Annotated in this window: 21 protein-coding genes; 12 read left to right on the top strand and 9 right to left on the bottom strand. The window is 66.5% G+C overall.

The features are described 5' to 3' along the window. Nucleotides 1-51 precede the first annotated feature (51 nt). Entirely contained in the window at nucleotides 52-1,110 is a 1,059-nt protein-coding gene (gene nadA, locus PRN20_RS14620) for a quinolinate synthase NadA (protein WP_273959027.1), read from the top strand. Here nadA and PRN20_RS14615 read toward each other — a convergent pair. Continuing rightward, entirely contained in the window at nucleotides 1,107-1,901 is a 795-nt protein-coding gene (locus tag PRN20_RS14615) for a hypothetical protein (protein ID WP_273958238.1), read from the bottom strand. The genes nadA and PRN20_RS14615 overlap by 4 nt on opposite strands. 206 nt (nucleotides 1,902-2,107) lie before the next feature. On the opposite strand from PRN20_RS14615, the gene PRN20_RS22880 reads away from it, so the two are divergent. Next, complete coding sequence (locus PRN20_RS22880) at nucleotides 2,108-2,476, top strand: YegP family protein (RefSeq protein WP_443112571.1); 369 nt, start codon at nucleotides 2,108-2,110, stop codon at nucleotides 2,474-2,476. A 25-nt stretch (nucleotides 2,477-2,501) separates the two neighbouring features. Then, entirely contained in the window at nucleotides 2,502-4,091 is a 1,590-nt protein-coding gene (locus PRN20_RS14600; RefSeq protein ID WP_273958237.1) for an L-aspartate oxidase, read from the top strand. Nucleotides 4,092-4,185: 94 nt separating this feature from the next. Here PRN20_RS14600 and PRN20_RS14595 read toward each other — a convergent pair whose 3' ends face one another. Both PRN20_RS14595 and PRN20_RS14590 read right to left on the bottom strand, forming a co-directional pair. Next, nucleotides 4,186-5,139: a carbohydrate kinase family protein gene (locus PRN20_RS14595; protein WP_273958236.1), complete on the bottom strand. Its 954-nt coding sequence runs from the start codon at nucleotides 5,137-5,139 to the stop codon at nucleotides 4,186-4,188. A gap of 63 nt (nucleotides 5,140-5,202) precedes the next feature. Next, nucleotides 5,203-6,087: a helix-turn-helix domain-containing protein gene (locus tag PRN20_RS14590; protein ID WP_273959025.1), complete on the bottom strand. Its 885-nt coding sequence runs from the start codon at nucleotides 6,085-6,087 to the stop codon at nucleotides 5,203-5,205. Between the two features lie 106 nt (nucleotides 6,088-6,193). Between PRN20_RS14590 and PRN20_RS14585 the strand changes: the two genes are divergently transcribed. The 6 genes from PRN20_RS14585 (at nucleotide 6,194) to PRN20_RS14560 (ending at nucleotide 14,320) form a co-directional block, all read left to right on the top strand. Beyond that, nucleotides 6,194-7,474 (top strand): ABC transporter substrate-binding protein, encoded by a 1,281-nt coding sequence (locus PRN20_RS14585; protein WP_273958235.1) that lies wholly within the window; start codon nucleotides 6,194-6,196, stop codon nucleotides 7,472-7,474. Nucleotides 7,475-7,584: 110 nt separating this feature from the next. Then, nucleotides 7,585-8,469, top strand: coding sequence for a carbohydrate ABC transporter permease (locus PRN20_RS14580; RefSeq protein ID WP_273958234.1), 885 nt, complete (start codon nucleotides 7,585-7,587; stop codon nucleotides 8,467-8,469). Beyond that, entirely contained in the window at nucleotides 8,466-9,338 is an 873-nt protein-coding gene (locus PRN20_RS14575) for a carbohydrate ABC transporter permease (protein ID WP_273958233.1), read from the top strand. Before PRN20_RS14580 ends, PRN20_RS14575 begins: the two co-directional genes overlap by 4 nt. 64 nt (nucleotides 9,339-9,402) lie before the next feature. Then, nucleotides 9,403-11,412, top strand: a complete 2,010-nt coding sequence (locus tag PRN20_RS14570) for an aldo/keto reductase (protein WP_273958232.1) — start codon at nucleotides 9,403-9,405, stop codon at nucleotides 11,410-11,412. Between the two features lie 516 nt (nucleotides 11,413-11,928). Then, nucleotides 11,929-13,101, top strand: coding sequence for an alpha-hydroxy acid oxidase (locus PRN20_RS14565; RefSeq protein ID WP_273958231.1), 1,173 nt, complete (start codon nucleotides 11,929-11,931; stop codon nucleotides 13,099-13,101). Between the two features lie 55 nt (nucleotides 13,102-13,156). Continuing rightward, nucleotides 13,157-14,320 (top strand): alpha-hydroxy acid oxidase, encoded by a 1,164-nt coding sequence (locus tag PRN20_RS14560; RefSeq protein ID WP_273959024.1) that lies wholly within the window; start codon nucleotides 13,157-13,159, stop codon nucleotides 14,318-14,320. 3 nt (nucleotides 14,321-14,323) lie between these two features. Here the strand turns inward: PRN20_RS14560 and PRN20_RS14555 are convergent, their stop codons facing one another. Genes PRN20_RS14555 through PRN20_RS14545 form a run of 3 tightly spaced genes read right to left on the bottom strand, consistent with a single transcriptional unit; the run spans nucleotide 14,324 to nucleotide 16,046 of the window. Then, nucleotides 14,324-15,133: an anti-sigma factor family protein gene (locus tag PRN20_RS14555; RefSeq protein ID WP_273958229.1), complete on the bottom strand. Its 810-nt coding sequence runs from the start codon at nucleotides 15,131-15,133 to the stop codon at nucleotides 14,324-14,326. Beyond that, entirely contained in the window at nucleotides 15,130-15,636 is a 507-nt protein-coding gene (locus PRN20_RS14550; RefSeq protein ID WP_273958228.1) for a sigma-70 family RNA polymerase sigma factor, read from the bottom strand. The genes PRN20_RS14555 and PRN20_RS14550 overlap by 4 nt, the downstream gene beginning before the upstream one ends. A 17-nt stretch (nucleotides 15,637-15,653) precedes the next feature. Further along, complete coding sequence (locus PRN20_RS14545) at nucleotides 15,654-16,046, bottom strand: COG4315 family predicted lipoprotein (protein WP_273958227.1); 393 nt, start codon at nucleotides 16,044-16,046, stop codon at nucleotides 15,654-15,656. A gap of 206 nt (nucleotides 16,047-16,252) precedes the next feature. Between PRN20_RS14545 and PRN20_RS14540 the strand changes: the two genes are divergently transcribed. After that, nucleotides 16,253-17,371, top strand: coding sequence for a TRAP transporter substrate-binding protein (locus PRN20_RS14540; RefSeq protein WP_273958226.1), 1,119 nt, complete (start codon nucleotides 16,253-16,255; stop codon nucleotides 17,369-17,371). 123 nt (nucleotides 17,372-17,494) lie between these two features. Here PRN20_RS14540 and PRN20_RS14535 read toward each other — a convergent pair whose 3' ends face one another. Both PRN20_RS14535 and PRN20_RS14530 read right to left on the bottom strand, forming a co-directional pair. After that, complete coding sequence (locus tag PRN20_RS14535) at nucleotides 17,495-18,979, bottom strand: TRAP transporter large permease (protein WP_273958225.1); 1,485 nt, start codon at nucleotides 18,977-18,979, stop codon at nucleotides 17,495-17,497. Beyond that, nucleotides 18,976-19,581, bottom strand: a complete 606-nt coding sequence (locus PRN20_RS14530; protein ID WP_273958224.1) for a TRAP transporter small permease subunit — start codon at nucleotides 19,579-19,581, stop codon at nucleotides 18,976-18,978. Before PRN20_RS14530 ends, PRN20_RS14535 begins: the two co-directional genes overlap by 4 nt. A 168-nt stretch (nucleotides 19,582-19,749) precedes the next feature. On the opposite strand from PRN20_RS14530, the gene PRN20_RS14525 reads away from it, so the two are divergent. Together PRN20_RS14525 and PRN20_RS14520 are read left to right on the top strand one after the other, a co-directional pair. Continuing rightward, nucleotides 19,750-20,346, top strand: a complete 597-nt coding sequence (locus PRN20_RS14525; RefSeq protein WP_273958222.1) for a helix-turn-helix domain-containing protein — start codon at nucleotides 19,750-19,752, stop codon at nucleotides 20,344-20,346. A gap of 11 nt (nucleotides 20,347-20,357) precedes the next feature. Continuing rightward, complete coding sequence (locus PRN20_RS14520) at nucleotides 20,358-21,134, top strand: SRPBCC family protein (RefSeq protein ID WP_273958221.1); 777 nt, start codon at nucleotides 20,358-20,360, stop codon at nucleotides 21,132-21,134. Between the two features lie 55 nt (nucleotides 21,135-21,189). On the opposite strand, the gene PRN20_RS14515 is transcribed toward PRN20_RS14520, so the two are convergent. Continuing rightward, nucleotides 21,190-23,703, bottom strand: coding sequence for a heavy metal translocating P-type ATPase (locus PRN20_RS14515; protein WP_273958220.1), 2,514 nt, complete (start codon nucleotides 23,701-23,703; stop codon nucleotides 21,190-21,192). Between the last annotated feature and the right edge of the window lie 16 nt (nucleotides 23,704-23,719).

Below are 23,719 nucleotides of genomic sequence, written 5' to 3'. Positions count from 1 at the left end.
GGCATTCGACCTTAAGTGTCCCCCCGTTCTTGGAGGGACGCCGCGGTGCAGCTGATCAACGCTCTCACCCCGCTCGAGGAGGCTCGCGCCATCCTCGCGGAGAGTTTCGACCTCAAGTTCACCAAGGCGGTCGAGCGCGTCACCGCGCGCGTCTACGACCGGGTGAAAGACCGCATCCCCGAGATCGAATGGCCCTTCTATGCGCCGCTGATCCTGCAGATCAACCGGCTGAAGAAGGAGAAGGATGCCGTCATCCTCGCCCACAACTACCAGTCGCCCCAGATCTATCACGGCGTCGCCGATATCGTCGGCGACAGCCTGCAGCTCGCCATCGAGGCGACCAAGGTCAAGCAGTCGATCATCGTCCAGTGCGGCGTGCACTTCATGGCCGAGACGTCCAAGCTCCTCAATCCCAAAAAGACCGTGCTGATCCCCGACAGCCGCGCCGGCTGCTCGCTTGCCTCCTCGATCACGCCCGAGGACGTCATCGCCATGCGCGCCCAGTATCCGGGCGTGCCGGTGGTGACCTACGTCAACACCTCGGCCGCCGTTAAGGCGGTGACGGACGTCTGCTGCACCTCGTCGAACGCCGCCGACATCGTCAACGGCGTGCCCGGCGACACCGTAATCATGATCCCCGACCAGTACCTGGCGCGGAACACCGCCAAGAAGACCAAAAAGAAGGTCATCACCTGGGCCGGCTCGTGCGAAGTGCACGAGACCTTCACCGCAGCAGACATCGCCGAACTGCGCCATGCCTACCCGACGGCCAAGATCATCGCCCACCCCGAATGCCCGCCCGAGGTGATCGACGCGGTGGATTTCGCCGGCTCGACCGCCGCGATGATCGATTACGTGAAGACGCAGAAGCCGCCGCGCGTGGTGATGGTCACCGAGTGCTCGATGTCCGACAACGTGGCCTCGGAAGCAACCGGCGTCGATTTCCTGCGCGGCTGCAACATCTGCCCGCACATGAAGCGCATCAACCTCGAGAACGTGCTGTGGTCGCTCCACACCATGACCGAGGAAGTGACGGTCGCCGAGGAACTGCTCGAGCCCGCTCGCGCCGCCGTGCAGCGGATGATCGATTTCTCGAAGAAGCGCGACTAATCGCGATCGAAGATGTTGAGCCGGTGGTACGCCACCGCCTCGAGATCCGGCCATTGAGACGGCTCGGCCGACAGCTCCAGCCGCCCCAGCGGCAGCAGCCGCTCGCGCAGTTCGGGATCGATGAGCCGCTCGGAGACCTGGAAACCCAGGCTCGGCCCCAGCGTCAGGTGCCCGCGCTGCCAGGCGAACTCGACCTCCTTGCTCATCGGCAGGTAGTTGCGGACGTGCAGCAGCCCGCCCAGCTCGCGCGGCCGGATAGCGACGACGCTCAGCAGCGGGTGCGGCCGGGTCTTGCTCGGCTCGAACTGCGCGCCCGTGAAGGCGCAGCGATGGCTCCAGCGCTGCAGCACCCGGTCGTGCACCGTCAGGTACTTGTCGAGGTCCGTCTGCCGGTCGTGCTCGAACACAGCCGCGGCCTCGGCCAGGGCCTGCCTGTTGATCTCGGTCGCCGTCGCGAGCCGCAGGATTTCCTCGAAGCGCTCGTCGCTCAGTGAAAGGCTGCGCCGCACGCCGGGGTCGCGCACCTCCGCCTCCGCCTCGCTCGGCACCGGCGCGGCAAAGGCGCGGTAGTCGGCCAGCCGCACGAGGTCGAACCCGGGGGCATCGAAGTCGAGGCCGATCACGCGGCCCATGCCCTGGAACATCACGAGATCAGCCGCGCGCCCATAGACGACGACCGACTGGCCGAATGACCGATGAGCCAGCTGGGCGGCGCGCGTGGTGATGCGGAAGCTCACCCGGTCTGCGCCGAGCCGCCTCTCCTCCCCCACTGCAAGCGCCAGTTTTGCCACCACCGCCCCCGCGATGGCTGGCAATCTAGCGATACGTACGTAGTTCCGTCTACGGCGCTCGGCCCTCCGTGATGCAGCGTCGGGACAAGCATCGACCAATCAGACACATAGGCGACATTGTGTATTGCGCACGCGCCTCCTCGCGCTAACCTTGCGCAACAGGGCCATGACTGCTCACCCGGCCCGCAACCGAGGGGTCAAGCGTCGTGCCTCACAGTTTCAAGATCACTTCCGCCAAGGGCGGCCAGTTCGCGGCCAAGTTCGTCTACAACTCCGAGATCATGCTGTGGTCCGAGAACTACACGAGCAAGGCCAGCGCCCAGAACTGCATCGACTCGCTCAAGAAGAACGCGCCCGGCGCCAGCACCGTCGACATGACCAAGGGGGAAACGGGCAAGGGCTACCGCTTCGAGCTCGTCGCCAGCAAGGACGGGCAGACCTTCGTCCGCTTCATTGCTGCCAACAACGAGCCGATGGTGCGGTCCGAGACCTACAAATCGAAGTCGAGCGCCATGAACTGCATCGAATCGCTTAAGAAGCGTGCCGCGGCAGCACCGGTCGTCGACGAGGCCTGACCCCGGCGCCTGCCCGGGAGGACTGATGACCATTACCGACAACGTGCTCAACGCCGACGGTGCCCTCATCGTCGGCGCCGGGCTGGCAGGGCTGTTCTGCGCCCTCAAGCTCGCTCCCCGACCCGTCACGGTCATCTCCCCCAAGCCGCTCGGCTCCGGCGCATCCTCGGCCTGGGCCCAGGGTGGTGTTGCCGCCGCCGTGGGCGAAGGCGATACGCCCCAGGCGCACGCCACCGACACCGAGATCGCCGGCGCCGGCATCGTCGATAGCGCCGAAGCGATATCGGTCGCCGCCGAAGCCGCCGAACGCATCGAGGATCTCGCCCGCTGGGGCACGCCTTTCGACCGCGACGAGCTGGGGCGCTACATCCTCAGCAAGGAAGCCGCCCATTCCCGCAACCGCGTGGTGCGCGTCGAAGGCGATCGCGCCGGCTACGCCATCATGCAGGCCATCATCGCCGAGGTGCGCAAGACCCCCTCGATCCGCGTCGTCGAGGGCCTGACCGTCGTCGACCTCGCCCGCGCCGATGGCCGCATCATCGGCGTCTACACGCGCAAGCTCGGCGACCGCTATGCCGAGCCGGTGCTGGTGCGCGCCCGCGCCACGGTGCTCGCGGCCGGCGGCCTCGGCGGCCTCTACGCCGTCACCACCAACCCGCCGGGTGTCCGCGGCCACGCCATGGGCATGGCGGCCCGGGCCGGAGCGCTGATCGCCGACCCCGAGTTCGTGCAGTTCCACCCCACCGCCATCGCCACCGGCGCCGATCCGGCCCCGCTGGCCACCGAAGCCCTGCGCGGCGAAGGCGCCATCCTCGTCAACGAACTCGGCGAGCGCTTCATGCCCGCGGTGCATCCGGATGCCGAGCTGGCCCCCCGCGACATCGTCGCCCGCGCCAACTACCGCCAGATCAGGGCCGGGCACCGCGTCTTCCTCGATACGCGGCAGGCGATCGGCCCCCGCATCCTCACCGACTTCCCGACGGTTGCGAAGTACTGCCTCGACGCGGGCATCGACCCCGTGACCCAGTTGATCCCGGTGACCCCGGCCGCCCACTACCACATGGGTGGAGTGAAGGTGGACGACCGCGGCCGCACCTCCCTGCCCGGCCTCTGGGCCGCCGGGGAGTGCTCGTCGACCGGCCTCCACGGCGCCAACCGGCTTGCCTCCAACTCGCTGCTCGAAGCCGTGGTCTACGGCGCCCGCATCGCCGCCGATATCTCGGGGCTCGAGCCCCTGCGCGCGCCGCTCGCCCCCTTCCCCGGCATCGGCTGGAACGAGGCCGAGGGCGAAGCGGTCGAGGAGCGGCTGAGGAACCACCCATCGGTGCAGGAATTGCGCCGCGTGATGACCGACCTCGTCGGCGTCGAGCGCAACGCGACCGACTTGCGCAAGGCGCTCCGCCGCATCGCCGAGCTCGAAACCACGGCGCAGGGCGTTACCCGCTCGTTCCTCAACATGACGGTCTCGGCGACACTGGTCGCGGCGGGAGCGCTACAGCGCGAGGAAAGCCGTGGCGGGCACTATCGCACCGATTTCCCTGTGAGCCGGCCCGAATGGCTGCGCCACACCGAAATGACGCTCGACGACGCTCTCGTGATCCGCGCCGGGGCCTAGCGTCTCGCGGTTGAAGTGCGCCGCTCCCAATGCGATCCCTCATCACCGGGCTCGTCCCGGCCATGAGGGAGCAAACAGAAGCCGTTGAGCTCCTTCAGCCCCGGCCCAGCACCACGTCGACCTCGGCGCGGGTGGGCGGCACGCACCCCTTGCGGCCGCAGTTGATACCCGCCACCACGGCGCCGAAGCGCAGCATGTCGTTGAGCTGATCCCCGGTCAGGGCGCCGAGCCGGCCCGGCTTCAGCGCGTCGTGGTCTCTGAGCCACGTGAGGATGCCGGCCATCAGGCTGTCGCCCGCGCCGACCGTGTCGCCGAACACCGGCGGGGCCCAGATGCCGGCCTTGCCGCGCACGCTCTTCGAGAAGGCCAGCGAGCCCTCTTCGCCCAGCGTCACCACCACCAGCTCGCAGTTCGGTCGCGCCAGCAGCGCCGCGCTATGCGCTTCGATCGAGAGCTCGGGCTGCAGCGCCAAGAGGTCCTCGATCGACATCTTGATGATGTGCGAGAGGTCGAGAAAGGCTCCGAGGCGGGTCTTGTAGCCCTCGAAGTCGGACACCAGCGACGGGCGCACATTCGGGTCGATCGAGATCGTCGCGCCGTTCCTGGCAGCCGCTTTCACCACTTCGGTCCAGATCGCGGCGTCCGTCGGCTCGATCGGGCAGAAGCCGCCGATCTGGTAGACATCGAGCGCGTCGGGGAGCGTCGCGACCATGCCTTCCTGCGTGAAGGCCCGGTCGGCGCCGCGATAGAACTCGTACTGCGCCTTCTTCTGCGCATCGAGCGTCACCACGGCCAGCGTCGTGGGGGCGAACACGCGTTCCTTGAGCAGCGGCTTCACCCCGGCCGCGTCGAGCGGACCGAGCAGGTAGGTGCCGAAGCCATCCTTGCTGATCGGGCAGAGATAGCCGGTGTCGTTGCCGAGTTTGGAAAGCGCGATGGCGCAGTTATAGGGCGATCCGCCCTGATGCGCCGTCATGTGCACGACGCCGTCGGCCCCGACCGGTTCCTGCACCAGATCGATCAGGCTCTCGCCACCCACTACGAACATCGAGCATCCCCCCGCGCGCCAAAGTCGGGCATCGTTACAATGCCCGCCCGCGCCTGTTCAAGCTCAGGACGCGAGCACGCCGGGGATGAAGGCATCGCGCCGGAAGTCGGAGGGCGACATGCCGGCGATCTTGCGGAAAGCCTTGTTGAAGGCGCTGAGCGAGCCGAAGCCCGATTCCATCGCCACCCGCAGCACATTGGCGTCGTCGCGCAGCAGCAGCGCCTGCGCATAGCTCAGCCGCAGCAGGTTGACGTACTCGTTGAGCGTCATGCCGGTCGAGCGCTTGAAGATGCTCATGGCGTATTTCGGATGAAGGTCCGCCGCCGCCGCAATGTCGATCGAATCGATCTCGTGGAGGAAGTTGGCGGCGATGAAATCGCACATCCGCCCCACATTGCGCGACGACTGCACTTCCGCCGTCTCGAGCTGGGTACCGGTCGTCGCCGTGTCGCCGATGAGTTCGAAGGGCTCGAACCGCACCCTTTCCAGCCTCAGCACCAGCTCGTCGACCGCGTGCTGGGCCTTCACCGGATCGCCGGAGCGGGCATAGAGGTTCCAGCGCGGAAAGCTGGAAACGTCGGAATCGTCGGTGGTGTCGATCTTGAGTGTCGCGCCCTGCATCAGCCGGTGCGGTACGTCCTCGGGCAGGCGCAGCCGGAAGAAGTGCATCAGCGGCAGGTGCGCGCCGGCATAGACCGCACCGTCCGAAAGGTCGTCCATCTGGTGCGGCAGCCCGCCCCAGAACAGCACCATCTGCCCGGCGGTCAGCGTCAGTTCGTGGGTGTGCATGCGGTAATGCACCGAGCCCGACATGACGAAGTTCACTTCGACCTGCGCGTGCCAGTGCGGCTTCATCATCACCAGCGGGGTCGTGTGGAACATCTGCAGCGCATTGGGCAGACCTTCCACGCTGCTCGCGCCGGGGTGATAGATCGGCCGCTGCGGCACCTTACTTTCCGCCAAGTCCAGTTTCCCTTTGTCGCGGACATGCCCCTTTTGTCGCATATCCTAACCACGCTTACCAAAGGTGAGCCAAACGAAAAGGGAGGAATTCATGTCTAGCAATACTTCGGGGTGGCGCCACGCGCTGGCCATTGCCGCCGCTGCCGGCGTTTCCATGCTCACCATGACCGCGGCCATGGCCGTCGACGTCACCGTCTGGGCCTGGGATACCAATTTCAACGGCGCTGCCATGAAGGAAGCCGCGTCGCGCTATGCCCCGTCGCATCCGGATGTGAACATCAAGATCGACGACAGCATGCAGCAGGAGGATATCCGCCAGAAGCTGCAGACCCAGCTGCTCGCCGGTGACACCACCGGCCTGCCCGACATCGTGCTGATCCAGGACGACGTGGCGCAGAAGTACCTGCAGTCCTTCCCCGGCGCCTTCGTTCCGCTGTCGGACTCGATCGATATGACCCAGTTCGCGCCCTACAAGGTCGCGGCTGCCACGCACGACGGCAAGTCGTACTCGCTGCCCTTCGACTCGGGCGTTACCGGCCTCTTCTACCGCGCCGACTACCTCAAGGAAGCGGGTTACGAAGCCGACGCTCTGCAGGACCTGACCTGGGACAAGTTCATCCAGATCGGCAAGGACGTGAAGGCCAAGACCGGCCACAACCTCATCGCCCTCGACCTCAACGGCAGCGGCCTGATCCGCGTCATGATGCAGTCGGCCGGCGCCTGGTACTTCAACGCCGACGGCACCCTCAACATCGTCGACAACAAGCCGCTGAAGGCCGCACTCGAGACCTACGCCAAGATCTGGCAGGCCGATATCGTCAAGCCCGCCTCCGGCTGGACCGAATTCACCGGCGCCTTCACCTCGGGTGAGACCGCTGTCGCCCTCAATGGCGTGTGGATGACCGGCACCATCAAGTCGCAGCCCGACCAGGCCGGCAAGTGGGGCGTCGCTCCCATCCCGAAGCTCGAGGGCGTCGAAGGCGCCACCGGCTACTCGAACGAAGGGGGCTCGAGCTGGTACGTCCTCTCGTCGGGCGCCGGCAAGGACGCCGCCGTCGACTTCCTGAAGTCCGTCTGGGCCACCGACGTCGATTTCTACCAGAAGATCCTCGTCGGCCAGGGCGCGTTCAGCACCTGGCTCCCGGCTTCGGCCGGCGAGGCCTACAAGGCTTCGGACGACTTCTTCGGCGGCCAGCCGGTGTGGGCGAACTTCTCCGAATGGCAGGCCAAGATCCCGGCCATCGACTACGGCATCTACACCGCCGAAGTTGACTCGGCCGTGGTTGCCCAGCTCCCGACCGTCGTCAAGGGCGGCAGCGTCGACGAAGCGCTCAAGGCCATCAACGACCAGGCCAGCCAGCAGATGCAGTAACGGGCCCGGAGGCTGGGCGATACGCCCCGCCTCCTCCCGTTCGGCGGTCGCACTCCCCTGCCGGAGTGCGGCCGGCAGCTGTTGTATGGTAGCCTGTCGGGGGAGTTGGCATGGCAAACGCAAGACTTGGCCGAACCGAGCACATAGCCGGCTGGACGTTCATCGCGCCCGCCCTCGTGCTGCTCGGCATCTTCATGCTCTATCCGATCCTGTGGTCGCTCTGGATGAGCTTCCAGGTCGGCAAGGGGATGAACTTCAGTTTCGGCGGTTTCGCCAACATTATCCGCCTGACCAAGGACCCGGTCTTCATCCGGGCGCTGGTCAACACGCTGACCTTCCTCGTGGTGCAAGTACCGATCATGATCGGCCTCGCGCTCCTTGCGGCAGTGGCGCTCAACGACCCCAAGCTGCGCTTCCGCGGCTTCTTTCGGACCGCGATCTTCCTGCCCTGCGTCACCTCGCTGATCGCGTATTCGACCCTGTTCAAGTCGATGTTCGCCACCGATGGCATCGTCAACAAGATGCTGATGGGGCTCTGGATCATCCAGGAGCCGATCCATTGGCTGCAGGATCCGTTCTGGGCCAAGATCCTCATCATCATCGCCATCACCTGGCGCTGGACCGGCTACAACATGGTCTTCTACCTGGCGGCGCTGCAGAACGTCGACCGGTCGATCTACGAAGCCGCCCGCATCGACGGCGCCTCCGGCTGGCACCGCTTCTGGTACATCACCGTGCCGATGCTGAAGCCGGTGATCCTGTTCACCACCATTATTTCGACCATCGGCACCCTGCAGCTGTTTGACGAGGTCAACAACATCACCCAGGGCGGCCCGTCGGACTCGACGCTCACGCTCTCGCTGTACATCTACAACCTGACCTTCAAGTTCATGCCCAGCTTCGGCTACTCGGCCACGGTGTCCTGGGTCATCGTCCTGCTCGTCGCCGTCCTGAGCTTCGCGCAGTTCGTCATCGCACGGGATCGCAGCAAATGACCGACCAGGCCCTTCCCCTTGCGACATCCCGTGCCGAGCCCCGTACGGGCTCGTTCAAGGTTCCGCACTACGTCGGCCGCGCAATCACCTACCTGCTGCTGAGCCTGGCGGCGTTCGTCTCGATCTTCCCGTTCTTCTGGATGGTCGTGGGCGCAACGAACCGCTCGGTCGACATCGGTATCGGCAAGGCGACGTTCGGCGACCAGCTGCTCGTCAATGCCACCAATTTCTTCACCACCGTCGACGCGCCGCGCATCTTCTGGAACTCGGCCTTCATCGCCCTTGTCGGCACCGTTCTGACGCTCGCGATCTCGTCCCTCGCCGGCTACGGGTTCGAGATGTTCCGGTCGCGGTTCCGCGAGCGCATCTTTGGCCTCATGCTGCTGCTGCTCTCGATCCCGTTCGCGGCGCTGATGGTGCCGCTGTTCGTGATGATCTCGCAGTTCAAGCTCGTGGGCACCGTCGCGGCAGTCGTCCTGCCCGGCATTGCCTCGATCTTCATCATCTTCTACTTCCGCCAGGCGACGAAGGCATTCCCGGGCGAGTTGCGCGACGCGGCGCGGGTCGATGGGCTCAACGAGTGGCAGATCTTCTTCTACATCTACCTGCCCACGATGCGCTCGACCTACGCGGCGGCCATCATCATCGTGTTCATGGCCAACTGGAACAACTATCTCTGGCCGCTGATCGTCCTCAACAAGCCCGAGCAGAAGACGGCGACGCTCGTCATCTCGTCGCTGACCTCGTCGTACACGCCCGACTTCGGGATGATCCTGTTCGGGACCATCCTCGCCACCCTGCCCACCCTCATCATCTTCTTCCTGCTCCAGCGCCGCTTCGTCGAAGGCATGCTGGGCGCGGTGAAGTAGACCTACCTTTCGCCCGCACCGGCAACGCATTCGGCGCGGGCTTCCGACCATCGAGGAGACGACCATGACTATCAAGGCCCCAATCCGCTGGGGGATCATCGGCCCGGGCGCTATCGCCAGGGATTTCCGCCGCGGCGTGCTCGACAGCAAGCTGGGCAAGCTCGAGGCCATCGCCACCCGCAATCCTGGCAAGGCAAGCCTCAAGACCGATTTCCCCGAGGCCCGCATCCTCGATGGCTATGAGGCGATCCTGAGGGACCCCGACGTCGACGCGATCTACATCGCGACCCCGCACCCGGGCCACGCCGAATGGGCGATCAAGGCCGCCGAGGCCGGCAAGCATGTGCTGATCGAAAAGCCCATGGCGCTCTCGGCCTTCGAGGTCGACGCCATCATCCACGCGCACTGCAAGGCCGGCACCTTCGCCGCCGAAGCCTTCATGTACCGCCTCCACCCCCAGACCCAGAAGATCTGGGAACTGATCAATTCCGGCGCCATCGGCGAGGTCCGCTTCATCTCGTCGAGCTTCGGCTTCCAGATGTCGCGCTTTGACGCAAACCACCGGCTGTTCGCGTCCGAGCACGCGGGCGGCGGCATCCTCGATGTCGGCGGCTACCCCGTTTCCTTCGTCCGCTTCGTCGCCGGCGCCGCGGCGGGCAAGCCCTTCCTCGACCCGGTCAAGGTCGTTGGCACCGCTGCGCTCAACCCCGAAGGCACCGACAACACGGCGGCCGCCGTGCTGGTGTTCGAGAACGGCATCACCGCCCAGGTGAGCTGCGCCATCATGGCCAACCTCGACAACGTCGCCCGCATCTTCGGCTCCGAAGGCACGATCGAAGTGCCGGACTTCTGGTTCGCCAACGGCGACCGCGCCGGCGGCGACGGCAAGATCGACATCATCAGGAAGGACGGCAGCCGCGAAACGGTGAGCGTCGGCAAGCAGCGCCACCTCTACGCCTTCGAGGCCGATGCCGTGGCCGAGGCGATCCTCGCCGGCCGGCAGGAATTCACCGCCCCGGGCATGACCTGGGCCGACAGCCTCGGCAATGCCCGCGTGCTCGACAAGTGGCGCTCCGACGCCGGCATCGAGTACGCGGTCGAAAAGTCGATCAAGCGCGTCCACACCCTCTCCGGCCGGCCCCTGAAGTCGGGCGGCACGGTGATCCCCAAGCGCACCATCCCGGGCGTGCAGAAGCCCGCCTCCTCGGTGGCGCTGGGCTTCGAGGACTTCCGCACCTTCCCCTCGGGCGCGATCCTGCTCGATGCCTTCTTCGAGCGCGGCGGCAACATCTTCGACACCGCCTTCATCTATGCCGGCGGCTACACCGAAAAGCTCTTCGGCGAGTGGCAGAAGTCGCGCGGCGTGCGCGAGCAGGCCGTGGTGATCGGCAAGGGCGCCCATAGCCCCCTCGTCTACCCCGACGTCATTTCCAAGCAGCTCACCCAGTCGCTCGACCGGCTGCAGACCGACTATGTCGACGTCTACTTCATGCACCGCGACAATCTCGATGTCCCGGTCGGCGAGTTCGTCGACGCCATGGATGCCGAGGTCAAGAAGGGCCGCATCCGCGGGCCGTTCGGCGGCTCGAACTGGACCAGGGAGCGCTTCGACGAGGCCATTGCCTATGCCGACAAGCACGGCAAGCAGCGGCCGGGGGCGCTCTCGAACAACTTCGCTCTCGCCGAGATGCTCGACCCGATCTGGGCCGGCTGCGTCACCTCCTCGACCGACGAGTGGAAGCAGTGGCTGAAGGATCGCCAGATCCCCAACTTCTCCTGGTCGAGCCAGGCCCGCGGCTTCTTCACCGACCGCGCCGGCCGGGACAAGCGCGACAGCGAGGAGATGGTCCGCGTCTGGTACAACGACCGCAACTTCGCCCGCCGCGACCGCGCGATCGAGCTGGCCGGAAAGCTCGGCAAGAACCCGATCCACGTCGCCCTCGCCTATGTGCTGGCGCAGGACTTCCCGTCCATCCCGCTCATCGGCCCGCGGACCCTCCACGAACTCGACGACAGCATGAACGCCTTCGACATCAAGCTGACGCCCGAACAGGTGAAGTGGCTGGAAGCGTAGGTCGCCCAGGCACCCGCTCCGCCGCTCACCCCTCCCCAACCCTCCCCGTCAAGGGGAGGGTGCCGGCCGGGGCTCAGGCACCCTCGCGCCACACCCACCTGCCCCACCTCCCCCTCGACGGGGGAGGCAAGCAAAGCTTGGGAGCAACGCGACCTGGCGTAGCTCGGAGGGGGTGTGCCCGAAGCCACATGGCTGTCGGCTGCATGAGCACGCATGGTATTCTGAGGCACTATCGCGCCCACCCACTGGCTGTCATCCCTGCGCAAGCAGGGACCCAACGCGCAGCCCGCGCCGGTGGAGAAATGGGTCCCTGCTTTCGCAGGGATGACATCGAGGGTGTGGCACCGCCCTCGCCACTCCTCCCACCGTCATCCCCGGGCTTGACCCGGGGACCCCATGCGATGGTGCGGTTCCGCTCCGGCGACGGGTGCCTCGCACCCCCGCCGCACCCAACGTCTCATTGACCACTGACATGTCACGGAACTAGAAAGCGCCAGCATTTCCCTCGGGGCGCACATGGCCAATCTCGACAAGTACCTCACCATCGAAGACCTGATGAAGGCGGCGCGGCGGCGCGTGCCCAAGATGTTCTTCGACTATGCGGACTCCGGCTCCTGGACCGAGCAGACCTATCGGCAGAACACGACCGATTTCGAGAAGATCCTGCTGCGCCAGCGCGTGGCCGTGAACCTCGAGGACCGGAACCTCGCCACCACCATGATGGGCCAGCCCGTCTCGATGCCTGTCGCCATCGCGCCCGTGGGCTCGACCGGCATGCAGTCGGCCGACGGCGAGATCAAGGCAGCCCGCGCTGCCGAGAAGTTCGGCATCCCCTTCACGCTCTCGACCATGGCCATCTGCTCGATCGAGGACATTGCCGAGAATACGAGCAAGCCGTTCTGGTTCCAGCTCTACGTCATGCGCGACAAGCCCTTCATCGAGCGGCTGATCGATCGCGCCAAGGCCGCCAAGTGCCCGGTGCTGGTCCTCACCATGGACCTCCAGATCCTCGGCCAGCGCCACAAGGACATCCGCAACGGGCTGAAGGCGCCGCCGCCGATCACGCCGAAGTTCCTGTTCGAGATCGCCACCAAGCCGGCCTGGGCCTTCGGCATGCTGGGCACCAAGCGGCGCACTTTCCGCAACATCGCGGGCCACGTCACCGAGGCGGTGGACCTCGCCTCGCTCAGCCAGTGGACGGCGACGCAGTTCGACCTGACGCTGAACTGGAAAGACATCGCCTGGATCAAGAAGCGCTTCGGCGGCCCGGTCGTGGTCAAGGGCATCCTTGATGCCGAGGACGCGCGCCTCGCCGTCGAGAACGGCGCCGACGGCATCATCGTCTCCAACCATGGCGGCCGCCAGCTCGATGGCGCCCCCTCCTCGATCCGGGTGCTGCCTGAGATCGTCGATGCGGTGGGCAACCGCACCGAGGTGATGATGGACTCCGGCATCCGCTCGGGTCAGGATGTGCTCAAGGCCATCGCGCTGGGCGCGAAAGGAACCTTCGTCGGCCGCGCCATGGCCTTCGGGCTGGGCGCCGGCGGTGAAGCCGGGGTGACCCGTGCGCTCCAGATCATCAACAAGGAGATGGATGTCACCATGGCCCTGTTGGGCGAGCGCGACATCAAGAACGTCGGACTTCACAACATCTATTCGAACGAACTGCTGAAGCGGCAGGGGTACTAGGGTAGGAGCACCCTCTGCCGCTCAGTCCCCGAGGAGGAGGATGGCAATGAGCGGATTGAGTGCAGCACTGACGATCAACGATCTGAAGCAGCGGGCGCGCGGCCGCGTGCCCCGCATGTTCTTCGACTACTCCGAGAGCGGCTCGTGGACCGGGAGCACCTTCCGGGCCAACGAGAGCGACTTTGAGCACATCCGGTTCCGCCAGCGCGTCGCGGTCGACATGGAAAACCGCTCGCTGGCGACCACGCTCGTCGGCCAGCCGGCGAGCCTGCCGATGGCCGTCGGCCCTGCCGCCATATGCGGCCTCCAGGTCGCCGACGGCGAGGTCAAGGCGGCCCGTGCGGCCGAAAAGTTCGGCATCCCCTTCTCGCTCTCCACCATGAGCATCGGCTCCATCGAGGACGTGGCCGAGGCGACCGGCAAGCCGTTCTGGTTCCAGCTCTACATGATGCGCGACAAGCCGTTCATGGAGCGCCTGATCGATCGCGCCAAGGCGGCGAAGTGCTCCGCGCTGATCATGACGATGGACCTCCAGATCCTCGGCCAGCGCCATGCCGACATCCGCAACGGCCTGTCGGCGCCGCCCAGGTTAAACCTCAACTCGATCTCCCAGATCGTTACCCGCCCCGGCTGGGCCTTCGGCATGCTGGGCGCGAAGCGACGCACCTTCAGCAATGTCGTCGGCCACGCAAAGGACGTCGACGACCTGAGCTCGCTCTCGAGCTGGATCGCGCAGCAGTTCGACCCGCGTCTCAACTGGAAGGAGGTTGGCTGGGTCAAGGACCGCTTCGGCGGCCCCGTCATCGTCAAGGGCGTGCTCGATGCCGAGGATGCGGCGCTCGCGGTCTCGCACGGCGCCGACGCCATCGTCGTCTCCAACCACGGCGGGCGTCAGCTCGATGGCGCGCCCTCCTCGATCCGCGTCCTGCCCGAGATCGTCGACGTGGTCGGCAAGAGGACCGAAGTTCTGACGGATGGCGGCATCCGCTCGGGCCAGGACCTGCTCAAGGCGCTGGCGCTGGGCGCCAGGGGCGTGCTGATCGGCCGCCCGGTGCTCTATGGCCTCGGCGCCGGGGGCGAGGCGGGAGTGACGCGGGCCTTCGACATCATCCGCAAGGAAACCGACACCACGATGGCGCTGCTCGGCGAGCGCGACATCCGGAACATCGGCCCCCACAACATCCACTCGAACGACCTGCTGAAGCGGCAGGGCTACTGAGGTTTAGCCGCGCCAGCCCTCGCCGGTGCTGCCGTCGGGGCGCCGGCTGAGCTGCTGGTAGACCTTCTTCGCCACCGCCTGCATCTGCTCCTCGGGCAGGTCGCCGACCACGGTGCAGGTGATGCGGTCATTGGCCCAGTAGAAGGCATCGAGGTTGCGCCGGCTGGTGAACTCGCGCTCGCTGCGCCGGTCGGCCAGCGCCGCGGTGATGTAGACCGTCACCCGTTCCTTGGCCGCATTCTCGTACATCAGCTGCGCCGCCGGCCCCGGCCCGTTCTCCTCCCCAGGCAGCAGCCGACCGCCGACGAGCTCGAACCCGTCGGGCCCGAGATCGGGCGGGCTGATCGGCCGGTCGACGCGGTTCGACAGCCACGTGACGAGGTGGTCGCGATCGGTCGCCGCCACTTCGACGGCATGGCGGTTCTCGCGGACATAGAGCGCATGGGCATTCACCGCCGAGGCGATGAGCTGGTCGCTGGCGGAACTCCGGAGGTACCCGTTCGCCGCCCAGCCGATGGCGCCGCCCAGCGCCAGCAGCACCAGGGCCGCGGCCGCCATCTGCGGCCAGCTTCGCCGCAGCCCGCCCGAGCGCGCGATGAGGTGCGGGTCGAGCCGCGCCGGCACCGTCTCGGTCGCCGCGCCGCCGAACAGGGCCTCGAGCGCCTCGTTCTGGCGCTGCCAGCCGGCAACCTCTGCCGCCTTGTCGGGATGCGCCGCGAGCCAGGCCTCGACCTCGGCGACGCGCTCAGGCGTCAGCTGGCCGTCGGCATAGGCGTGCAGGTCGGTCTCGGAGATCGGAACGGATGGCGTCATTTGACCGACCTCAGTCTGGGCTCCTCGCCGCTGCCGGTCAGCGTGCGAAGCGTCGCCCGCGCCCGTGCCAGGCGAGACATCAGCGTGCCGGCCGGGATGCCGAGCATGCCGGCAGCGTCGGCGTAGCTCACGCCCTCGAGCACCACAAGCAGCAGGGCCTCCCTCTGGTCGTCGGGCAGCCGGTCGATGGCACGCGACATTTCGGCGAGCGCCATGCGCCCCGGCTGGGCCGGCGCCACCGAAGGTTCGGAAACGAGATTGTCGATGGGAACGTGGTCTCCGCGCCGGCGCTCGAACCGCAGGTCGTTGCGCCAGAGGTTGATGAGGATGCGGAACAGCCAGCCCTGAAGCGATCCGGTGGGCAGGAACAGGCCGCGCTTGCGGATGGCCCGCTCGATGCAGTCCTGGACGAGATCGTCGGCGCGATCGGGATTGCGCGTCAGGGCGCGCGCATAGCGCCTGAGCGCCGGAACCGTCGCCTCGATCTCGTCCAGGAAGTCCATGCGATCAGCTGGGCCGCTTACTCTTCGTAGGCAGTGTGCCAGACCTCACCGACCATGTCGCCGGTAGTGTCGCCGGGCTTGGTGTCCTTGACCCAGAAGTAGAGCGGCTTGCCCTTGTAGGCCCACATCTTGGTGCCGTCGGTGCGATCGACGATGGTGAAAGCGCCCTCGGCCTTGGCACCGGCATCGGCGAACGCAGGCGGCCAGTTCTCGGCGCACTTGTCGTAGCAGTTGGAGACGCCGGCCGTGTCCTTGTCATAGGTGTAGAGCGTCATGTCGTTGGCGCCCACGAGCACTTCCTTGCCGCCGATCTCGGTCGACTTGATGGCGCCGCCGGCATAGTCCTCGGCGATGGCAGCGGTGGCGAACAGGGCGAGCGCGGCTGCGCCAAGCGTGACTGCGAGTTTCATGACTTCCCTCCGTTAGGGTTCCGGGCACAGGCATTGGCCGGCCCTCACCGACACCAACACCGGGCCGCCGGATTTATTCCCCGCGCCGGAAGTATTTTGCGGATTTGATTGCCGCAGCAGATGGACAGCCGCGGCGACCCCTGTTCATCTAGCCCGCAAGGCCGGATGGGACGGCCGGGCAATAAGCCATTGGGAGGACTACGCGAATGAAGAGACGTGAATTCTTCAAGTCGGCCACCGCGCTCACCGCCGGCGCCGCCGCAGCGACAACCCTAGCCGCACCGGCGCTCGCGCAGAGCCAGCCCAAGATCAGCTGGCGCCTGGCTTCGTCTTTCCCCAAGGGGCTCGACACCATCTTTGGCGGCGGCCAGACGCTGGCGAAGTATGTGAGCGAGGCGACCGACGGGAACTTCACCATCGACGTGTTCGCGGCCGGCGAGATCGTGCCGCCGTTCGAGGTGGTCGACGCGGTTGCGGCAGGCACCGTCGAGCTCGCCCATACGGTCGGCTACTACTTCTCCGGCAAGGACGTCGCCTGGGCGGCGCTCTCGGCCATTCCGTTCTCGCTCAACGCCCGCGGCATGAGCGCCTGGTACTATCATGGCGGCGGCCTCGAGCTCTCGAACGAGTTCTTCTCGAGCTACAACATCGTCGGCTTCCCCTGCGGCAACACCGCGGCTCAGATGGGCGGCTGGTTCCGCAAGGAGATCAACTCGGTCGCCGACCTGCAGGGCCTCAAGATGCGCGTCGGCTTCGCCGGGGCGATCATGACCAAGCTGGGCGTCATTCCGCAGACGCTGCCCGGTGGCGAGATCTTCAACGCGCTCGAGAAGGGCACGATCGACGCTGCCGAGTGGGTCGGCCCCTATGACGACGAGAAGCTGGGCTTCCAGAAGGTCGCGCCCTACTACTACTACCCCGGCTGGTGGGAGGGTGGCCCGACCGTCCATGCCCTGATGAACCGCGACAAGTTCAACGAACTGCCGCCGGCCTATCAGTCCCTGCTGAAGACCGCATGCCAGGCGACCAGCAACGACATGCTGGCCAAGTACGACTACGTGAACCCCACCGCGCTCAAGAAGCTGGTGGCGGCCGGCGCGCAGCTCCGTCCGTTCAGCCCGGAGATCATGGAAGCCAGCTTCAAGGCCGCCAACGAGGTCTATGCCGGGTTCGAAACGGCGAGCCCCAACTTCAAGAAGATCTGGGACTCGATCAAGGCGTTCCGCAAGGACCACTACCTGTGGAACCAGGTCGCCGAGCTCAACTTCGATGCGTTCCTGCAGGCGCAGCAGCGCGCCGGGGGCCTCGAGCCTTCCACGATGTAAAGCTCGCAGTCGGATCTCCTCTCCCGCTGGCGGGGGAGGGGGACCGCCGTCAGACGGTGGAGGGGCTCGGTTCGCCGAGCCCTTTTCCTTTGGCGACCAGGGTGGGGAAGAGGCGGGACCTCCCTAGTTGAAGCTCGGCGGCGGCGGCGCTTCGTACGTCGGTGCCGGCGTGCCGAACGATGGCGGCGGCGGGGCCTCGAACACTAGAGGCGTCGCACCGCCGCCAGCGGGCGGCAGGACGATCTGCACGGTGTCGAGATCGACCTCGGGGGTCTTGTCGAGGAAGAACGTCACCAGTTCCGGGAAGGCGATGAGGATGCCGACGAGGATCAGCTGCAGCACCAGCCAGGGGATCGCGCCCATGTAGATGTCGCGCGTCTTCACCTTGTCGCGGGGCACGATGCCGCGCAGGTAGAACAATGCGAAGCCGAAGGGCGGGTGCATGAAGCTGGTCTGCATGTTGGCGCAGATCATCACCCCGAACCACACGAGGTTGATGCCCATGGCTTCGGCGACGGGCGCCAGCAGCGGGATGACGATGAAGGCGATCTCGAAGAAATCGAGGAAGAACGCCAACACGAAGATGAAGATGTTGACGAAGATCAGGAAGCCGACGACGCCGCCCGGCAGATGAGAGAGCATGTGCTCGATCCAGTGCCCGCCGCCGACGCCCTGGAAGACGAGGCTGAAGACGCGGGCGCCGAGCAGGATGAACACCACCATGGCGGTGAGCCGCATGGTCGAGTTCATGCCCGCCCACATCAGCTCCCAGCTCAGCCGGCCGTTGAACCAGGCGAGGAGGATGGCGCCGACGACGCCCATCGCGCCGGCTTCGGTGGGAGTGACGAGGCCGAGAAGGATGGTGCCGAGCACGATGAAGATCAGCGCGAGGCTCGGCACCGTGCCGCGGATGATCTTCTTCCACAGCGGCCAGCCGCGCAGCGTGCGCGCCTCGGGCGGCAGCGCCGGCACATCCTGCGGCCGGATGATCGAGAGGATGAACACCCAGCCCATGAAGAGCAGGACCTGGACGATCGAGGCGCCGGTGGCTCCGATATACATTTCGCCGGGCGAGCGCTGCAGCTGGTCGGCGAGGACGATCAGCACCAGCGAGGGCGGGATCAGCTGGGTGATGGTGCCCGAGGCGGCGATGACGCCGGTGGCGTGGCGCACGTTGTAGCCATAGCGCATCATTACCGGCAGCGAGATCAGCCCCATGGCGATGACCGAGGCGGCGACCGTGCCGGTGATGGCGCCGAGGATGGCGCCGACAATGATCACCGCGTAGCTCAGCCCGCCGCGGATGCCGCCGAACAGCTGGCCGAAGCCTTCGAGCAGGTCCTCCGCAAGGCCGGATTTCTCGAGGATCACCCCCATGAAGGTGAAGAACGGGATGGCGAGCAGCAGCTCGTTGCTGAGCACGCCATAGAGCTGGAAGGTGAGGTTGCCGAGGAAGTTGGGCGCGATGAGCCCGAGCTCGATGGCGACCAACCCGGAGAAGAGGCCGATGGCAGCGAGCGAGAAGGCGGCCGGATAGCCGATGATGAGAAACATCACCAGCCCGCCGAACATGATCGGCGCCATGTTTTCGCGGATCACGTCGATCATTGCAGCGGCTTCTCGTAGGCGAACTCACGGACATAGTCCGTGGTGAGCGCCGCGATGCATTTGATGATCTCGGCTATGCCCTGCAGCATCAGCACGCCGAAGCCGACGGGCAGCATCAGCCGCACCGGCCAGCGCGGCAGGCCCCCGGCCGCATTGGACATGATGTTCTGCGTCCACGCCTGCACGAACCAGGGCCAGGTGAACCAGATGAGGAGGATGCAGAGCGGCATGAGAAAGAACAGCCCACCGAGGAGGTCGATCCAGGTGCGGGCGCGCTCGGAAATGGCGCCGTAGAGCAGATCGACGCGCACATGCTCGTTGAGCTTCAGCGTCCACGCGCCCCCCAGCATCACCATGCCGCCGAACATGTACCAGACGGATTCGCTGAGGACGTTCGAGTACTCGGTGTAGAGCGAGACCATGCCGCCGAACACGCCGCCACCATAGGTGCGCTCGAGCCAGATCATGCCGCTGACCGAATAGCGGAAGATGGCGTTGAACGCCGAGACCAGCGCCGAGAACAGCACCAGCCAGATGGCGAGGAGGCCGACCAAGCGGCTCAGTTCGTCGATGACGCGCGTGAAGCGCAATGCCAGCGCCATTGGCGACTGTCCCCCCGGCCCCTCGTCCCGCCCGGCCCGCTCTGCTGGCGTAGTCCGGAACTCAAGGCAACATGCGTCGGTGGCGCGCGTCAACTGCGCCCGTGCGGTTGCGGACGGATTGCGACGTCCAGAATTGACAAAATAATTTGTCTATACTAGCGATGACGCATGGAGAACACGGCCCCAACCCTGATCGAAGATGCAGAAAAGGCGCGGCAGGCGATGACGCCGCTGCGACTGCGCATGCTGGCGCTTCTGCGCGAGCCCGCGTCAGCGGCAACGCTCGCCGCGGCTCTGGCACTGCCGCGCCAGAAGGTCGGCTACCACCTGCACGCGCTGGAGAAGGCCGGGCTGGTGACGCCTGCCGGCGAGCGGCAGCGGCGCGGGTTCACCGAACGGCTGTTCGTCGCCAGGGCCGGCTCATTCGTCGTCGACCCGGCCATCCTCGGGGCGCCGCCGGCGACCGAGAAGCAGGATCGCTTCGCCGCCGAGCACCTGGTGGCACGGTCGGCCGAAACGGTGCGCGAGGTGACACGGATGCAGGCCGCGGCTGCCGAGGAAGGCACGCGACTGATCACCTTCACCATCGAGGCCGACATCGGCTTCGCGGCGCCACGGGACGTCGAGGCATTCACGGAACGGTTGACTGCGATGGTGGCAGAGCTCGCGGGAGAATTCGCACCGCCCGAGGGTGGCCGCCGCTACCGGCTGCTGATCGGCGGGCACCCCGCGATCAAGGGCAAGACAACAGCAGGGATCAACTGAGGGAGCTGGAGATGGCTGACAAGCAGGATCGCGTCATCGTCGAGATGACCATTGCGGCACCGATCGAGACGGTGTGGTCGACACTGCGCGACCCCGAGCAGATGCTCAACTGGTTCGGCTGGGACGCCGATACGCTGCGCGACGAAATCCAGTTCATCTTCTTCGACCACGCGACGGCGGACGAGGCCAGCAAGGTGGTCGCCATCGAGGAACACGAGGGGATGGCCGACCGGATCGAGCTCAGGCCCGCTTCCGGCGGGACTGTCCTGCGCGTGGTGCGCTCCAGCGCGGTCGATGATGGCGAGTGGAACGCCTTCTACGAGGATACCTGGGAGGGCTGGACCACCTTCTTCCATCAGTTGCGCTTCCTCATCGAGCGACATCCCGGCGCGAAACGCCGGACGCTGTTCTTCTCCGGCAATCGCCCTGGCAATGCGGGCGACCTGCCGGTGGAAGCGCTGGGGTTGGACGGCCTGATGACTGCCCCGGTGGGGAGCGCAGTGTCTTTCGATCTGCCTGTCGGGGCGAGGGCGTCCGGCCAGGTCTGGCACCGCTCCGGGCATCAGGTCGGGATGAGCGTCGAGGGCTGGGGCGATGGGCTGATGGTGATCACCGATCAGCCGCCGCCGAACCGCGCCCCCGATGGCGGCGGCACGGCCGTGCTGACGACCTTTGGCCTCTCTGACGCGGCCTTCAGCGCACTGGAGCAACGCTGGGCAGCGTGGTGGGCGCAGAACTTCCCCAAGAAGCGGGCCGACACTCCATCGGCGGAGCTGGCTGGCGAATAGTCGCGAGGACGGCGGACGGTTCGAACCGTCCGCCACCGGCTCTTGCAGGCGGGGCCTAGAGCTTCACCGCATTGAGTCGCAGCGCGTTGACGATAACGCTGACCGAACTCAGCGCCATCGCGGCCGCGGCGATCATCGGCGACAGCAGCCAGCCGGTGAACGGATAGAGCAGCCCCGCCGCGATCGGGATGCCGAGCGCGTTGTAGCCAAAGGCGAAGAGCAGGTTCAGCTTGATGTTGTCGAGTGTCGCATGGGCGAGCTTCCGCGCCTTCACGATGCCGGCGAGGTCGCCCTTGAGCAGCGTGATGCCCGCGCTTTCGATCGCCACGTCGGCGCCCGTGCCCATGGCGACGCCGACATCGGCGGCGGCCAGCGCCGGTGCATCATTGATGCCGTCGCCGGCAAACGCCACCGCGTGCCCCTCGGACTTCAGCTGCTCGATGAGCGTGTGCTTGTCCTCCGGCGTCATGCCGGCGCGCACATCGCTGAGCCCGAGCTCCTGTCCGACGGCTTCCGCCGTACCCTTGGCATCGCCGGTGGCCATGACCACGGCGACCCCATCCGCGCGCAGCGCGGCGATAGCCGGCCTGGCCTCCGCCTTGATCGGATCGGCCACGGTGACGACGCCGATCGGGGCGCCGTCATGCGCGACGAGGATGGCCGTCCGGCCCGCCGCAGCCTGCTGTTCGACGAGCGCTGCCAGCTTGTCGTCCACCGCGATCCCCTGCTCCCGGAGCAGCCGGACATTGCCCATGAACGTCGCCTTGCCACCGACATTGCCCTTGATGCCGCGTCCCGTCAGCGAGGTGAACTCGGTCGCCTCGTAGACGCGCGCGCCCCTCTCTTTCGCACCGTTGACGATGGCATAGGCGATCGGATGCTCGGAATGCTTCTCGAGCGCGGCCGCAACCGCGAGCACGAACCCTTCGTCGACGCCCTGCACCGGGATCACCTGGCCCAGGACCGGCTTGCCCGCGGTGAGCGTGCCGGTCTTGTCGACGATCAGCGTATCGACCCGCGCGAAGCCTTCGAGCGCCTTGGCGTCCTTCACCAGCACCCCGGCATGCGCCCCGCGCCCCGTCGCCACCATGATCGAGATTGGCGTCGCGAGACCCAGCGCACACGGACACGCGATGATCAGCACCGAAATGGCGGCAACAGTCGCCTCGCCCAGCCCCGGTCCCCAGATCAGCCAGCCGAAGAAGGCGGCGATGGCAATGACCACGACCAGCGGGACGAACCAGTTCGCCACCCTGTCGGCGAGCGCCTGGATGGGTGCGCGGCTGCGCTGCGCCTTGCCGACGAGTTCGACAATCTGGCTGAGCCGCGTGTCGGCGCCGACGCGCAACGCCTCCATGACGAAGCTGCCCTCGCCGTTGATCGTCCCGCCGGTGACCGGCTCGCCCTTCAGCTTTTCGACCGGCACCGGCTCGCCGGTGAGCATCGACTCGTCGACGAAACTCTGGCCCTCGACCACCTTGCCATCGACCGGCACGGACTCTCCGGGCCGGACGCGCAGCCAGTCGCCCGGCTTCACCTCCTCGATCGGAACCTCGATGTCATCGCCCTCAGAGACGCGCAGCGCCGTCCTGGGGGCGAGGTTCAGCAGGGCCCGGATCGCCTTGCCGGTGGCGTCGCGCGCCTTGAGCTCGAGCACCTGCCCGACGAACACCAGCGTGACGATGACCGCAGCTGCCTCGAAATAGACCGGCGGCATGCCGCCCATATGCGTCATGCTCATCGGGAAGATCTGCGGGAACAGCACTGCCACCACCGAGAACAGGTAGGCCGCGCCGACCCCGAGCCCGATCAGCGTCCACATGTTGGGCGAGCGATTGACCAGCGAATTCCAGAAGCGCCGGAAGAACGGCCACGCCGCCCACACCACGACCGGCGTTGCCAGCACCAGCTCGAGCCAGCTGGCGAGGGGCTCGCCCAGCCACTCCCGCACCGGCAGCCCGACCATCCCGCCCATTGCGATGACAAGGATCGGCACGGACAGCGCCGCGCTGACCCACATGCGGCGGGTGAAATCCACCAGCTCGGGGTTCGGGCCATCGTCGAGCGAGGCGACCATGGGCTCGAGCGCCATGCCGCAGATCGGGCAGTCGCCCGGACCGTCCTTGACGATCTCGGGATGCATCGGACAGGTCCACTGCGTACCCTTGGGCACGCTGGCGGGATCGACCGACGGCGCGCCATGGTCGTGCCCTGCGGGGGCAATGCCCGGCAGCACGAACGGCTTCTGGTTCAGGTACTTGCCCGGATCGGCCTCGAAACTCTTCTGGCAGCCTTCGGAACAGAAATAGTAGCGCGTCCCCTCATGCTTGAGCATGTGCCGCGCCGTCGCGCGATCCACCTGCATGCCGCAGACGGGGTCGGTCGCCTTGAGGTATTTCGCCGGTTCCGCCTCGAACTTCGCCTTGCAGCCGCCGCTGCAGAAGCCGATCTCCCGCCCTTCATGGGCGGTGCGATGCGGCGTCTTCGCCAGGTCGACCGTCATGCCGCAAACCGGGTCGCGGATGACCGCGCCCTCGGAATGGCCGTGGTGATGAGCGTGCGTGTCCATGTTCGGCTCCTATCCT

The sequence above is a fragment of the Devosia sp. ZB163 genome (assembly GCF_028613635.1).
In the GTDB taxonomy this organism is placed as follows: domain Bacteria; phylum Pseudomonadota; class Alphaproteobacteria; order Rhizobiales; family Devosiaceae; genus Devosia_A.
The sequence above is the reverse complement of the archived record's forward strand: the minus strand, read 5'-3'. Positions and strand labels throughout refer to the sequence as shown.